Consider the following 14502-nt stretch of genomic DNA (forward strand, 5'->3'; position numbering starts at 1 on the left):
GCCCACAACCCCGCCCAGCATGTCAGGCCCCTTGGAGCCTTGATCGGTGCGCGATCGCGATCCCTTCGACCGAACGCTGGAGACCCTGCGCCAACGCCTGGCGGAGGCTGGTCCCATGCAGGGCGCGCCCCTGCCGATCAGCGGCCTGGCCGAAGAGTTGGGCGTGAGCCCTACGCCCGTGCGCGAAGTGCTGGCCCGCTTGGCCGGTGAAGACCTCATCGTCAGGACCCCGCATGGTTATGCCGCGCTACTCCACGATCCCGACCGGGTCGCCGAACTCTACGATCTGGCGGGCGTCCTGACGGTGGCGGCGGCTCAAACGCCGGGCATAGACTTGGCCGCGTTCGCGGTCGCCGACCCGCTGACGGCGGCCCAGGCCGCGCCCAACCGCGCCCTTGCGCGAGCCAGCGCCCGCGTGCAGGCCCAGCTGGCGCCGTTGTCGCAGGCGGAGGCGGCGCTGTTTGGCGCGGGCGAGCGGGAGGCGCCGCCCCTGTCTTGGGAGGCCGGTCAGCCGGCGCTGGTCCGCGCGGTGCGGCGCCATTTCTCCCGGCGCGCCGCCCAGAGCGGCAAGATCCTGGCCATCGCCCTAGGCCTGATCAAATCTCCCCGAATATAGATTTGAATATAGCCACCTGAGCTCGCCTCATTGAGGGGCTGCAAGACGCAGCTCTTCAAGAGGAGAACGATCATGACCAAGATCCATCGCACCAGCCGACTGGTCCGCGTGGGCGACGCCCATCGCCTGACCCAGGGCTCCATCGTCGGGCGTCCCGAGGACCTGCTGCCGGGCCGGCAGACCCCGGCCTGACCGCCCCGGACGCAAGGCGGCGCGAGCGCCGATCCAACGGCTCGCGCGGTCGCTCCGCCACCTCTTCACCGCGCGTCGCCCTCGGCGGCGCCACACCGCGAAAGCAACGACCATGCAACGCACATTCCGCCTGATCCGCCTGGGCGACGCCAACCGCCTCACCCAGAGCGGCATCTTTGGCTTCCCCGAAGATCTCCTGCCCGGGCGCCAGATGCCGGCCTAGTCCGGCCACGCGGTGGCCCGGACCTATTTCAAATATAGGTTTGAATATACGTCCGGGCCGCCGCCTCCTTGTCTCGCCGCGCTTTCGTGGCTTTGGGACGGGAGACCGACGTGACTTTATCGTTTCGACTGATCCGCCTTGGCGACGCCAGCCGCCTGACCCGCGGCGCCCTGCTGGGCCTGCTTTTGGAAGACGTCACCGCGGCCCGTTACAACCCGACCTAGTCGGCGCCGCCCGGGGGGGGCGCACGGCGACCTCCTCAATCCATGACCTTTCTGGAGCAAGGCCATGACTCTATGGCTGGCTGACGGCGTGCGCGGGATCATGATCGGCGACGACGCCGTGTTCCTCGACGTGGCGTCCAACGCCTATTTTTGCCTTCCAGCGATCGCTGAGGCCCTGCGCATCGAGGGGCAGGCCTTGACGCTATCGGCCGAGACGCTCGCCGAAGACCTCCTGGCGGCGGGCTTGGCCACCCCGTCGCCGCCAACCGAGCCGGCCATGACCATTGTTCGGCCTCGGCGGACCGCACGAGCCGTTCTCGAAAACCTCCCCGCCGACCAGCGCCGGCCGCCCGCCTGGCGTCACTGGCGCGCGGCCATCGCCGCTGGGTTGGCGAACAGCCGCGACCAGCGACGCGCCTTCGCCAAGCGCCTGCCGGCTCCGCGCCGGACGCCTGCAGGACCCGCAGGTCCAACCCTGCTCGCCGACTTGGACGCCTTCAGGACGCTGGCCCCCTGGTTGCCGTTCGATGGCGTATGCCTCTTTCGCAGCGGGCTCCTGCGACGGTATCTGCTGGCCCTGGGCCATCACGTCGACTGGGTCTTCGGGGTCCGCACCTGGCCGTTCGCGGCCCATTGCTGGCTGCAGGTCGACGACCTGGCGCTCGACGACGAGGCCGAACGCCTGATCGCCTACCATCCGATCATGGTCCGCTGATGGTGGGGTACATCGTCCTCACCCATGCGCCTGGCCAGCCCAGCGCCGCCTGTGAGGCCATGGTCGTCGACCTCCTGCAGCAGGGCTGGAGACTGGCCCATCGCGCCTTCCGCCTGGCGGTCCTCACCGAAGGCGCCGCGCCGCCGGACATCTCACTGCTGGACGGTGCAAAGGGCGTCGCCGGCGTGCTGGTCGGCCAGGCCTTCGATCGCGCCGCCACCGACGCTGGCGAGGTGGCGGCCGCCCGGCTGGAGGGCCTCGCCCAGCTCGCCCCTCTGGAGGCCTGTGGTCACCTGATCCGGCATTGCTGGGGCGGTTATGTCGCCGTCTTCGTCGGGGCAGCGCCAGAGCACCCCATGGTCCTTCGCGATCCTTCGGGCGGACTGGAGGTCCTGGCCTGGCGGCGTGACGGGGTGAGCATCGTCAGCTCACGCGCTGTCGAAGGACAGGCCGGCCCGTCGGACCTGGCCATCGACTGGGATCAGGTGACCCGGATCCTTGATGATCCGATCAGCGCGGCGCTCGGCGCGCCGCCGCTCAAGGGTCTGTCGCACCTGGAGCCCGGCAGCGTGCTCCACGGCCCAGCCTTGCGCGACAAGACCGTGTTGTGGAGCCCCGCGGCGGTCGTTCGCGCCGCCAGGGGACGAGGCTGGCCCGATCGCCTGGCCCTGGGCCGTACGGTTGATGCTTGTGTCCGGGCGCTGGCCGGCGGTGAGGCCAGGATCCTGTGCGAGATCTCCGGCGGTCTGGACTCGGCGATCGTGGCCACGAGCCTGGCGGCAGCCGACCTGGGGCCCCAAGCGGCGATCAACTTCTATCGCGACGAGCCGGAGGCCGACGAGCGCCGCTACGCCCAGGCAGTGGCCGACAAGATCGGCGCGCCGCTGCACACCGTGCGTCGCCAGCCCTTCACCATGACCGCCGCCAGCCTTGCCGCCAGCGGCCGGCCAGCCAGGCCCAACTTCAATGCCCTGGATTCCGACTATGACGCCGGCCTGGTCGCGGCCCTGGAGGAGAGCCGGGCCACGGCGCTGTTCACTGGGCACGGCGGCGACACCGTTTTCTATCAGGTCGCGGCCAGCGCCCTGGCCAGCGATCTTCTGCGCGGCGCGCCGTGTGAAGGCTCGCGCCTGCGCCGGCTGGAGGAGGTGGCGCGCAGGACGCGGCGCTCAGTATGGAGCCTGGCGCTGGAGGCGCTGACCTTGAAGCCGTCGCGATTGTCTTATGACGGTCAGCTGATGCGCGCGGAGGCCGCCCGTCGCCGGCTGGTCGGGCCGTCGCACGCCTGGCTGGACAACTTGGCCGGCGTGTCGCCGGCCAAGCGCCAGCAGATCACCGCCCTGGCTTCCAATCTCAACGTCAATGGCGCGACCGGCCGCGGCGAACGCGCGCGCCTGGTCCATCCCTTGCTATCCCAGCCGATCGTGGAAGCCTGCTTGGCCATCCCGGCGCCCGTTCTCAGCGCCGGCGAGCGCGAGCGCAGTTTCGCGCGCGACACCTTCGCCGCGCGTCTGCCGCGCATCATCGTGGAGCGGCGGTCCAAGGGCGACATCAGTGTCTTCGTAGGCAAAAGCCTGGCCGCCAGCGCCGACTTCCTCAGGGGCTTCCTGCTGGACGGTCGCCTGGCCACGCGCGGCCTGATCGACCCCGCCGAGCTCTCGGCGGCCCTGGAGCCCGAGGCGCTGGTCTGGAAAGACGCCTCCAAGGAAATCCTCACCGCGGTGACCTTGGAGGCGTGGGTCCGTCACTGGGAAGCGCGGATCGCCACCGAGGCGGCGGGCGCGGCCGTGGCCGAACCGGCGAGCGCCGGCGCGCCCAACGCGTCGGCCAGGAAGACGAACGCCCGTTGATGCAGGTCGCGGATGTTGGCCGGATTGAGCACCACGTGGTTTTCGCCGCGATAGTAGAGAAGCTGGGCGTCCTTGCCCTGGCGCGCCAGGCTCAGGAACATCGCCGTGACCTGGGTGCTGTCAAAGTCCATATCGCCATAGGCCATAAGCACCGGGGCGGAGATCTTGTCGGCGTGGAGCAGGGGGCTGTTGCGGACATAGCGGTCCAGCGCCGCCCAGGGCGGACCGCCCATCCGTCCCTGACCGCCTTCGGCCCAGCCCTGCATGTTGGTCAGCGACATGCCCACCTCCGGGACCGCTAGGCTGACCGGGCGCAGGGCGCTGTGGAAGGTCGCCAGATCGCTGACCGGCGCGGTGGCCACGATCGCCTTGAAGCGCGGCGATTGGGTCGCGGCCATCAGGGTGCTCCAGCCGCCGAAGCTTTGTCCCCACAGCGCGATGCGCGTGTCCGAGACACCGGGATACTGGGCATGGGCGCTGTCGACGATCCTCAGGAGGGCGTCGGCCAAGCCGGCGCCCGGTTCCTCGTCTGCCCCCAGCGGCAGACTGGGCGCGATGACCGCATAACCTTGCGCCACCATGAGCTGGACATTGGTCAGCGGGAAGACCGAGCCCGGCTCGAACTGCGAGGGCGGGCGGTCGTAGCGGTCGCCGGTATAGGGGACGACGATGACGGGGCGGTCGTCATCGGCCTTGTGGCCCGCCGGCAGGTAGAGCCAGCTGGTCAGGGCCTCGCCGTGGCGACCCTCGTGCTTGATGGCGACGGGGCGGCTGAACTGCACCTCGGCCAGCTGGCGGTTGATGGTCAGCAGCGCCTTGGACCGGACCTTGGGGCGGTAGAGGGTCAGGGTCCGCACGCCGTGCGCGTCCTTGATGATGGCGGCGACATCGCCGTTCGCCGAGACCGCGCGCAGGTCGGCGTCTTCGGGCGCGGTCGCGGCCTGGCCCTTGGCGCCGCTGGTGTCGATCAGTCGGCCACTGTCCTTCTCCCGGCCTAGCAACTGGCTCACTGGCTGGCCCGGCAAGATTCGCAGTGGCTGCCAGGAAACCGTCGGCGGGGCGATGACGCTCGGCGCGCCCTGCGGCGGCAGCCTGACCAGGCCCGTCGCGGCGCCGAGCAGGACCCCTTTGGCGTCGGCGGCCAGGGCGCGGCCTTGCGAGCCAGGGAGGGCCCCGGTCAGCTTGACGGCGCCCTTGGCCGTCAAGCGCCACCAGTCCGAGCGCTCGGTGGTCTCGGACCGCGCCAGCACGACCGGATCGGGACCCAGCCACACCACCTGGCCTGTCGGCGCCCAGACGTTGCCGCCCGCCACGAGCGCCAGGCGCAGCTGCGGCGCAAGCCGGGCGGCCCGGCCGTTGGCGTCCAGGCGCCAGTACCGATAGCTGGCGTCGAACGCCGGCTCATCGCGCGCGGCGACCACGACCCCGGTGCTGTCAGGCGACCAGGCCCAGCTGTTGGGCGCCAGGTCGCAGGCCGGGCAGGGGCGCGTCAGCGACCCGGTCTCCAGATCGACGAGCACGAGCCGCCGACGGCGAGGCGGACTCGACAGCCGGATGACACCGCCAGCGGCCGCCGCCGTCAGCTCGCCTTCCTGGACCAGGGCGACGGCGCGGCCGTCCGGCGACAGCAGCATGTCGACGAAGCCGCCCTGGGCCAGAACACGCGACTGGCCGGTGGAGAGATCGAATACCGCCAGGCCGTAGTCGGGTGGGGCGGCGTTTAGGCCGCCATAGCGGCCACTGCCCAGCGTGACGCCGGAATAGTCGCCTCGGCCGTTCGCCGCCCAGGCCGCCGCCGTTCGCGCCTGGGTCTGCCAGCCTGACCCCAGGAGCATGGACGGCGCTTCGGGCGAGCGGGTGATCACCACCACCTGATGGTCGTTGCGCCAGCGGGCTTGGGCGGACCACTCCTCCGGATCGGCCGTGAGACCCGACCAGGTCACCGCGCGGGTCAGGAGATCAACGACGCCCATCTCGCGCCGATGATCCTTGAGGCGGAACACCAGCACCTTCGCACCGTCCGGTGAGAAGGCGCCGAAGGTGTCGCCAGCCCTGACGTCTTCGGCCAGCAGCACCCGGGGCGCTGACCCCATGCGAAGGTCGGCCAGATAAAGGCGACTGGCGCCCTGGTGATCGAGGAACTCGTGGTCGAAGTTAGGGGCGTCCTGGTAGCGCCCGTACTGCTCGGCGATGAGCCAGCGGCCATCGGGGGAAAAGGCGACCCGGCCGAAGTCCTGGAGCGACAACTGGTCGTCCAGGATGAAAGGGCGGGCCGCGGCTTGGGCGGCGCTGGAAAGGGCGCAGGCGAGCGCAAGCCCTGCGGAAACGCGCATGACGTGGTCCTTAAAATGGAGAAGAGGGAAGACGGCCTACCAGGCCTTGGTCAGCTGCAGCGCCACGACGCGTCCGGTGGGCTCGAAATTGGCCGCATCAAATCCGACACCCTGTGGGGAGTCGTAGAACGGCGGGTCACGATCCAGGAGGTTCTGCGCGGTGAGCGCCAGGGTCACGCCGTGCAACGGCCCGGCCTTGGCGGGCGCGACGTACTGCAGCTGCAGATCGACGGTCGTCTGGCTGGGCATGCGCCGCCCCTCGGTCGTGTAGAGATCGCCGATGTGGTTAAGCGACAGGCTGGTGGTCACCGGACCATGGATCCAGGCCGCCGACGCGCGGGCGCGCAGGTCGGCCGGGTTCTCGGCCGTGCCGGCCAGTTCGGTCTTCTGGGCGGCGGTGGTGACCTTGCGCGAGTAGGACATCAGCCACGAGAGATTGGCGTTCAGCACCAGCGGATCGCCGCGCACCGAGAGCTTGTAGCTGCCCGAGACGTCCAGGCCTCGAACCTCAAAGGCCCCGGCGTTGACATACCGGGCGTCGGCGATCGCGCGATAGGCCTGCGGTTGGTAGAGCCCTGCGGCGCTCGAGGCGGCAAACTGCAGATAGGATTGCACCAGGGCCAGGTCCGAGGCGCTGGAGATCGGGTTGATGAACTGGCGGAACGGCGCCAGGTCCGGGGCGGTCAGCACCGTCGATAGGTTGTTGATCGCCGGCTGGCCGATACGGTGCTCGAACTTGGTGTCGAACAGCGTGGCGCTCAGCCGCAGGGGCTGGTCGGTCGGCAAATACTCCAGGCCCGCCGTCCAGGACTTGGCCGTCTCCGGCTGAAGGTTGGGATTGCCGCCGTAGAGCAGCAAGGTCAGTACGCTGGCGCCGTTGACCGTCAAGGTGACGGGCGTGGCGTTGGTGCGCTCGTTGAGTTCGCCGAGCGACGGGGCGCGGAAGGAGCGCCCATAGGTGGCCTTGGCGGTCCAGGACGTCAGCGGCGACCACACCACCCCGAACTTCGGCACGGTGCTTTCCAGCCCGCCTTCGTAGCGCTCGGTGCGAATGGCGGCCGACAGCTCGAGGCGCTCCAGGCCCGATCGACGGTTGGCTTCGCCGAAGATCGGCGCACGCAACTCGGCGAACAGGGCGCCGACCGTGCGATCGCCGCGGCCCGGCTGGGTGGGCGTGGGCGCCAGGCCCGAGGTCCAGGCCATGCCGACATTCTTGATCTTCTCGGCGCGGACCTGTGCGCCGACCGCCAGGCTCACCGCGCCTGCTGGAAGCCGCCAGAGCGGGCCGTCTGCGCTCACGCTGGCCGCGTCCAGCCGACCGAGGGTGTGGGTGCTCTGGAAGCCTTGGGCGATGAAGTCCAGGACGGCGGCCTTGTTGCGGCCTGTGCCGATGAAGGGATTGAGATAGCCGTCGCGGGCGGCGCTGAAGGCGGTCGCCGGATCGTCGGGTGTCGTGCCCAGGGCCTCGTTGACGAAGGTGGAATTGAGCATCCCCGAGGAGCGGTAGGAACCCAGTTCCTCGGCGTGCAGGACGTAGGCGTCCAGCCGCCAGGCGGCCGGCAGGTCGACCTTGGCGCCCAGCGTCAGGCTGCGGCTCTGGACTTCCCCGGCCGACTTGCTGCCGCCCATCTCGTTGGCGAACGAGTAGGCGATGTAGTCGGTCGAGGAGCCGTTGGGCGAGACGAAGTAGGGATTGGCCGGGGTCACGGTCAGCAGCGCCATGCCCGGATAGCTGAAGGCCGAAAAGCGGCGGTCGCTGTAGCGCGCCTCGGCGTTCAGCGCGACGTGGCTGCCGACGTCTTGCGACAGTGCGAAATAGACGCTGCCGCGCTCCTGCGTGGGCAGGATGTCGAGGCTGGAGCGGTAGTTGGAGGTGTTCTTGCCGGCCACGAAGTCGCCGGGCTTGAGCGCCGTGCCGTCCTGGCCAACCGGGATGGCGTAGCTGGGCACGAGCGCGAACGTCGTCGGGTCCAGGGTCATCACCGTGCCCGGCTGGCTGTAGAAGACGCTGTGGTCGACGCCACCGAACGGCCGCAGGTCGGTGCTGGCGGTGTAATCGCGGCGCGAGGCTGCCAACCGGTCGCGGCGCTGGTACTCGGCGGTGAGCAGCACAGAACCGCTCTTCCACGACCGCCCCAGGGTCTGGGCCAGCTGATGCTGGCCCAGATCGCCGCGCGTGGAGCCGCCGACGCGGGCGCGTGTCTCGATGCCTTCGTAGCGGTCGCGCATGACGATGTTGACCACCCCGCCAACGGCGTCGGAGCCGTAGAGCGCCGAGGCGCCATCGGTCAGCACCTCGATGCGGGCGACGGCCGAGACCGGAATCATCGAGATGTCGGCGAAGTCGCCCATCAATCCCGCGCCGGCCATCCGCCGGCCATTGATCAGCACCAGCGTGGCGTCCGCGCCCAGGCCGCGCAGATTGACGGCGGTCGACAGCCCCGAATTGGTGGTGGTCGGATCGGACCCGGCTAGCGCCACGTCATCAGCGGTGGTGCCGCCGAAGGCCTGGGGAAGGCTGGTCAGGGCGTCGGCCACCGTGGCGTAGCCGCCCTGATCGATGTCCGCGCGGCTGATCACGATCACCGGCGAAGGGCCGTCCTTGACGCCGCGGATGTGGCTGCCGACCACCACTTCTTCCAGCCGGGTGACCTCTGGATCGTCCGCCACGCTCACGGGCGCGGGTGCCTGGACGGCCGCCTGCCGCGCCGGCGCGGGACTGGCCGTACGCGTCTGGGTCAGCCGAGCGCGCGTGGGCTGCAGGACGAGCACACCGGGGCGGGGGCGTTGGGCTTCCAGCCCCGTGCCCGCCAGCAGGCGATCGAGCGCCTCATGCACCGTAAGCTGTCCTTGGATCGCCGGCGCGGTCCGTCCTGCAACCAGCGCGCTGGCGAACATGATCCGCAGATGGCTTTGACGCGCCAGACCCAGCAGCGACTTGTCGAGCGCGCCGGCAGGCAGTGAGAACATCATGCGCTGCTCGGCGGGCGCGGCGGCCGGCTGCACGGCGCTGGCCGTATGCGCTGATCCGAACATGAACGCGGTCAGCGCGGAGCTGAGCAACAAACGCTTGGTGAACCGACCCATACAAACCCCCGGCAGCGCCGGGCGCGATCGTCATGATGCGCTTTTTGCCGGCGAGCTTTCGGGTGCAGACACGTGAGGGGCCGCCCGTTGGTAGCGGGCTTGCGAAATAATTATGTCATCAAGCGCCGGAGCGTGGCCGTAGTTCCACGCCGCCGTCGGATTTGCGGCTTGCCACCAAGCCGAAGTTGGCCACGGCCGCGGCCACGAACTCGTCCTGCTCACCGGGCGCGAACACGCCGGTGATGGTGGCTTGGACGGGCACGCCGGGCGCCAGCGTGATCTTGGCGCGCGCGTAGCGATTCATCTCCGCCACGGCGTCGACCAAGGCGATGTCCTGGAAAGTGATGACGTTGTTGAGCCAGCCGGTGGCCGTGGCGACATCGACGCTGGATGGCTGGGGCTTATGGCCCGGACGCATGGCCAGCGCCTGGCCGGGCGACAGCGTCCAGTCGCGGCCCTGGGCGTCATTTTCCTTCACGCGCACGCGGCCCTGAGCCAGCACGACCGACGCGGCTGGGCCCTCGTGGCGGACGTCGAAGCGCGTACCGACGGCGCGCACTTCCATCGGGCCGGCGCTCACCAGGAACGGTCGCTTGGCGTCATGGGCGACCTCGAAGAAGGCCTGGCCCTTCACGAGGTCGAGCCGTCGCTCGCCCCGGGTGAACCGTACCTTCAGGCGCGTGTCGGTGTTCAGTTGCACCGTGGAGCCATCGTCCAGGTGCGCCGTCGTGCGCCCGCCGACGTCGGTCTGGTAGATCTTGGGCTGCGCACCGATGGCGATAACCAGGCCGGCCGCGACCAAGCCGGCCAGCGCAAGGCCGCCCCAAAGGCGCGGCGAGCGCTGGATCGGCGGCATCGTCGGCGCGCTTGGCGCCCGGGGACGAGTGAGCGCTTCACGCGCCGCGGCGCGCATGTCCGGGTCGTCGCGCAGGTCGTTGGCCGCGCTGCTGATGTCCTCAATCCGGCGATAGGCGGCGCGATTGTCGTCGCGCTGGATCCAGGCGTCGAACCGTTCGAGGTCCTCGTTTTCGACCTCGCGGCTGTTGTCGTTCAGCATCGTGAACCACGCAGCCGCTTCCTTCTCCTGGCGGAGGGTCTTTCGTCGGTCATCGATCATGTCGAGCGTCCGCCTTAGTCCCGCATCGCTTTAGAGGTCTTCTCCAGCGCCTTGCGCATCCGATGGTGAACCGTCGTCCGCGGAATTCCCAAATGGACGGCGATCTCCTCGTACGTCATGCCCTGTACATGGTTGAGAACGAAAACATCGCGCAACTCAGCCGGTAGGGCCAGCACGATCTGTTTGAAGGTCACCGCATAGTCCTGCGTGGCTGTCGTAGCGTGCTTTTCGAGCGGCTTCGAAGCGGGGTCTTCGGTGATCTCAAGATAGCTGTCGCGCCGCATGTTCGACGCCAGATTGTCGGCGATGCGGACCAATAGCGCCTTGGGATGACGGAGCGTCCCGGCCGCCAGATAAGGCGCGGCCCGAAGGTAGCTTTCATGCACGAGGTCGTCGGCGGCGAAATGGCCGTGCCGGCGTCGGATCAGTGGCCGGAACCATCGGTCGTGGCGTCTGAAGAGGCGGTCGAGCGAGTCGGTGAGCGACGGGCGAGGCGGGGCAGGCGGTGAGGTGGTGTCCACAGGGGGAGTCCGAACAACGATCGCCCACAGAATCCTACGGTTGTTATGATGTGTGAAGTCATAAAGCGAAGATTTATGATGTTTGGCGACCTGTGGTCCTGACTGGGACGCGCGGAAAGTCCTGCCATAGTGGCAGGGCACGAGCTTATGGCGAGTTTGCGAGAACAGGTCGGCGGTCTGATACGCCACCATCGCGATCGCGCAGGTCTGAATCAGACCGAACTCGCCGAGCAGATCGGCATGGCGCAAGAGACGATTAGTCGGATGGAACGTGGCGCGTATGCGCCGAGCTTCGACACGCTTGTCGATCTTGCGAAAGCGCTCAATGTCGATGTTCGGGACTTCTTTGAAGCTGGCGATTTCGCCGCACGGGATGGGCGCGAGGATCCACTAGTTCGGCTGGTCGGAAGGCTCACTGAGCTCTCGAACGACGATGTTGAGTGGATCGACAAGCTTGTCTCGACCGCTTTGAGCCGCAAGTCGAAGCTCTAAACTGTGCCGGTTTAAGTGCAGCGTTTCGCACTAGCCACCGCGTCGAATTCGTAGTTCGCCGCTCGATTTGCCGCGCGACTATCGAAGAACGTGGCGAACCCGGACTATTTTCAGTGGCTCAGCTTCGGTCCTCGTACACTGGTCTGATGCCATCGAAGCATGGCCGTGTCCGTCGTCTCGTCGGGAGCAGGACGGCCGCCCGGCAGAAGGCCCGGCGGCGGCGCCAAGCATTGGTTCAGCGCTCCGGTCCTGGCCTGGGAATTCCTGCGGAGAAATCCAGACTATCGCTCGGCTTACACGGCCTGGCGGCGCGACCGGCGCGAGCCGCTGGCGCCAATCGATCGGCGATGGGGCCTTCGGTTCGCCGCGGACCCCGCGCTGGCCGCCGAGGAGGCGCGGGTCTTTTGGCTGCCGGAGGTCGCGCCGGGCGTCGTCCTGCCGGCCGAGACACGGCCCGCCGACCTTGTCGGTGGCGCGCCTTACGCTTTGCCGGGCGGTGAGCTTGTTCGCGCCGAGGACGGCCTTCATCTGCGCACCCGTTGGGGCTTGCAGATGCTGGTCCGGGGCGGCGCGGAGACGGGGGCGCCGCTCGTCATCGCGCTTTCTTACGACGAGCACTTCAGGCTCCGGGTGCGCGCCGTCGAGGCCCTCGATCGCCTCTCGGCGGGGCGGCCGCCGCCGAAATCTCACCTGACCGCCGCCCAGCTCTCCCGGCTTCATCGCTGCCTGACCGCGCTGGACGGCGCGCTGGACGGCCACAACTACCGCACGATCGCAGAGCACGTCTTCGGAAGCCGAGCGCTCGATGGCGAGGCGTGGAAGACCGCCTCGGTCAGGGCCGCGACGATCCGGCTTGTTCGGGCGGGTAGGGCGCTGATGAACGGCGGATACCTGCAGCTTCTCCGAGGCGGGCTCTAGGGACGGCGAGGGGGTGACGAAAACGGCGCCCCCTGTCTTCGTCATCCCCCAAGGGGCCCGGACACCGCCAGCCTATCCGAACGACGCCGGCCCTATCCGAGCGTCGCCGAGGATACGCCATGACCGACAACGGCGCCGCGCTTCCGCCGCGACATCTGAGGACGCCGGAAGCCGCGCGCTTCCTGGGCTTGTCCGACCGCACCCTGGAGAAGCATCGCTCGTACGGCACGGGCCCGGTCTACCGAAAGATCGGCGGTCGGGTCGTCTATACGCTCGAAGACCTGCAGGCCTGGTCCGAGCGCGGCGCGCGCACCTCGACGAGCGATCCCAACGCCCAGTTCGTGTCGCCGGCCAAGCGTCACGCCGCCGTCGCGCCGGGCTTTTCCAAGCCGGCGTCGCGCGATGACGAGGCCGCGCGATGAACACCCAGGTGGATCTGCTGTGGCTGGACGGTCAGATCGAGCGCTGGATCCGCTTTGGCCGAAACGCCGGCGAACGCATCATCGATCGTCGACGCCGCATCGTGGAGTTCGCGCCAGGCGCCATCTTCGCCTTCGTGCGCTGGCGCAGCGGCGAGTACGGGACGATCGACTCCCGTATCGCCATCCTGCGCGCCGTGCGCCCGGGCGAGGCCTTCACGACCTATCCCTTCGTCGCGCCGGGCGCGGAAATCCTGCTCGATCTCAGCGGCTGGACCCGCGTTCAGGCTGTCCTGGAAGCGGTCGATCGGGTCGAGCGGCTAGGTCTGGCCGCCGGGATCGTCGCGCCGGACTATTGGTGTCATGTCGGCGCGCGGGTCGGGGTGGGGCTGCCGCCGCGCGTCTATGATCGCGCGCGACACCGGGCCTGGCTCCTGCGGCGCAGGCTCGCGCGATGAGCCGGCCGGGTCATCTTCTGATCGTCGTCTTCGGTTGTGCGCTGGTCGCCGCGCCCGCCATCACGCCGCCGGACAAACGCCTGGTGTTCAACGCGACGGCCAGCGTGCCAGTCGGCTTCTACTGGTTGGACAGCCGCCCGGTTGCGGTCGGCGATCTGGCGCTGGTCCGTCCGCCGAAGGCATTGGCGCGCTGGATGGCAGCGCGTCGCTACCTGCCGCTCAACGTGCCACTGATCAAGCATGTCGCCGCCGTCGGCGGGCAGCACGTCTGCGTTCAAGGCGGCCAGGTCTTCATTGACGGCACGCCGTCGGGAGCGGTCGTGGAGCGTGACCGACTGGGCCGGAGGCTGTTGGCTTCGCAGGTCTGTCGCCGCCTGGGCGACGACGAGGTGTTCCTGCTCAATCGAGCGCCGCGGAGTCTCGACAGCCGCTACTTCGGGCCACTCTCGCGCCGTTGCGTCATCAGCCGTCTGTCTCCGCTTTGGACATGGGGGCGCTGAAGTGGCCCGTGTCCGTCTTCTTTCCTTGTTCGGCCCGCCTTGCGGTTCTTTCCTGGTCCCGGCCAAGGTCGCCACAGCGGCCGCGCGCAGTGGCGGTCAAGGGCGGCCGAAAGGCCGGCGCGCGGGGCGCGCTTCCCTTGACGGCGCCGAGCACGGCGGCACGCTGCTGATTGGCGGGAACCTGGCCTGGTGGCCGCGCCGCGCCCGCCAGGGTGCGGCCATCTTCGGACTGGCTTTCTGCGTCTGGACGGCGATCCCGACATCGTCGATTGGCGCACCCAGGCCCGCGGATCCGGCCTCGATCGACGAGATCGTCGACGAGGCGGCCGCGCGGTTTCGGCTTCCCCCGCTCTGGATCCGCGCGGTGATCTGGAACGAGAGCGCGGGCCGACCGGAAGCGGTATCGCCCAAAGGCGCCATGGGGCTGATGCAGTTGATGCCGGCAACCTGGCGGGCCCTGGCGGACGAGTATCGGCTCGGGGACGATCCGTTCGACCGGCGCGCCAATATCCTGGCTGGAGCAGCCTATCTGCGCCAGTTGTTCGACCGGTTCGGCGAGGACGGGTTCATCGCCGCCTACAACGCTGGGCCCGGACGATACGCCGAGGCGCGTGCAGGGCGACGCAGCTTGCCCGCCGAGACCGTGGTCTATGTCGCTCGGGTCGAGCGCTCGATCGCGGTCGGCGGTCGGCAGGGCATCAAGGCGCAGGTGCCAGTCCGCGGCGACTGGCGGGGCGCGGGGCTGTTCGCGGGTGAGCAAGGCCTGGGCGCTGATGTGGGCGCTGCTGAGCTCTTCGCGCGCTCTGTCGGCCGGGTGTCGCCGTGATGGCGCGTCAT

At 69.1% G+C, this 14502-nt stretch carries 13 protein-coding genes; 9 read left to right on the plus strand and 4 right to left on the minus strand.

Annotated features, from left to right (window positions below; all coding sequences use genetic code 11):
* Nucleotides 1-46 precede the first annotated feature (46 nt).
* From AC07YH_RS04710 to AC07YH_RS04720, 3 genes are all read left to right on the plus strand, one after another.
* Entirely contained in the window at nt 47-616 is a 570-nt protein-coding gene (locus AC07YH_RS04710) for a GntR family transcriptional regulator (protein ID WP_494745848.1), read from the plus strand.
* 703 nt (nt 617-1319) lie between these two features.
* Nucleotides 1320-1970, plus strand: coding sequence for a lasso peptide biosynthesis B2 protein (locus AC07YH_RS04715; protein WP_494745849.1), 651 nt, complete (start codon nt 1320-1322; stop codon nt 1968-1970).
* Nucleotides 1970-3820: a lasso peptide isopeptide bond-forming cyclase gene (locus tag AC07YH_RS04720; RefSeq protein WP_494745850.1), complete on the plus strand. Its 1851-nt coding sequence runs from the start codon at nt 1970-1972 to the stop codon at nt 3818-3820. The genes AC07YH_RS04715 and AC07YH_RS04720 overlap by 1 nt, the downstream gene beginning before the upstream one ends.
* On the opposite strand, the gene AC07YH_RS04725 is transcribed toward AC07YH_RS04720, so the two are convergent.
* The 4 genes from AC07YH_RS04725 to AC07YH_RS04740 form a co-directional block, all read right to left on the minus strand.
* Nucleotides 3715-6153 carry a S9 family peptidase gene (locus AC07YH_RS04725; RefSeq protein WP_494745851.1) on the minus strand — a complete coding sequence of 813 codons (2439 nt, stop codon included), beginning with the start codon at nt 6151-6153 and terminating at the stop codon, nt 3715-3717. The two genes, AC07YH_RS04720 and AC07YH_RS04725, sit on opposite strands and share 106 nt — an antisense overlap.
* 36 nt (nt 6154-6189) lie before the next feature.
* Nucleotides 6190-9240 (minus strand): TonB-dependent receptor domain-containing protein, encoded by a 3051-nt coding sequence (locus tag AC07YH_RS04730; protein ID WP_494745852.1) that lies wholly within the window; start codon nt 9238-9240, stop codon nt 6190-6192.
* Between the two features lie 118 nt (nt 9241-9358).
* Nucleotides 9359-10357, minus strand: coding sequence for a FecR family protein (locus AC07YH_RS04735; protein ID WP_494745853.1), 999 nt, complete (start codon nt 10355-10357; stop codon nt 9359-9361).
* 14 nt (nt 10358-10371) lie between these two features.
* Nucleotides 10372-11127 (minus strand): RNA polymerase sigma factor, encoded by a 756-nt coding sequence (locus AC07YH_RS04740; protein WP_494745854.1) that lies wholly within the window; start codon nt 11125-11127, stop codon nt 10372-10374.
* Here AC07YH_RS04740 and AC07YH_RS04745 point away from each other — a divergent pair.
* The 6 genes from AC07YH_RS04745 to AC07YH_RS04770 all read left to right on the plus strand — a co-directional run bounded on the left by AC07YH_RS04745 (nt 11026) and on the right by AC07YH_RS04770 (nt 14491).
* On the plus strand, nt 11026-11370 hold the full coding sequence (locus AC07YH_RS04745) for a helix-turn-helix domain-containing protein (RefSeq protein ID WP_494745855.1): 345 nt from the start codon (nt 11026-11028) through the stop codon (nt 11368-11370). The genes AC07YH_RS04740 and AC07YH_RS04745 overlap by 102 nt on opposite strands.
* A gap of 159 nt (nt 11371-11529) precedes the next feature.
* Nucleotides 11530-12288 (plus strand): DNA -binding domain-containing protein, encoded by a 759-nt coding sequence (locus AC07YH_RS04750; protein WP_494745856.1) that lies wholly within the window; start codon nt 11530-11532, stop codon nt 12286-12288.
* Nucleotides 12289-12407: 119 nt separating this feature from the next.
* Nucleotides 12408-12710 (plus strand): helix-turn-helix transcriptional regulator, encoded by a 303-nt coding sequence (locus tag AC07YH_RS04755; RefSeq protein ID WP_494745857.1) that lies wholly within the window; start codon nt 12408-12410, stop codon nt 12708-12710.
* Nucleotides 12707-13165: a DUF2840 domain-containing protein gene (locus AC07YH_RS04760; RefSeq protein WP_494745858.1), complete on the plus strand. Its 459-nt coding sequence runs from the start codon at nt 12707-12709 to the stop codon at nt 13163-13165. The genes AC07YH_RS04755 and AC07YH_RS04760 overlap by 4 nt, the downstream gene beginning before the upstream one ends.
* Complete coding sequence (locus AC07YH_RS04765) at nt 13162-13665, plus strand: S26 family signal peptidase (RefSeq protein ID WP_494745859.1); 504 nt, start codon at nt 13162-13164, stop codon at nt 13663-13665. Before AC07YH_RS04760 ends, AC07YH_RS04765 begins: the two co-directional genes overlap by 4 nt.
* Nucleotide 13666: 1 nt before the next feature.
* Nucleotides 13667-14491 carry a lytic transglycosylase domain-containing protein gene (locus AC07YH_RS04770; protein WP_494745860.1) on the plus strand — a complete coding sequence of 275 codons (825 nt, stop codon included), beginning with the start codon at nt 13667-13669 and terminating at the stop codon, nt 14489-14491.
* Nucleotides 14492-14502 lie beyond the last annotated feature (11 nt).

Source organism: Caulobacter sp. GW456-12-1-14-TSB4, assembly GCF_059424195.1.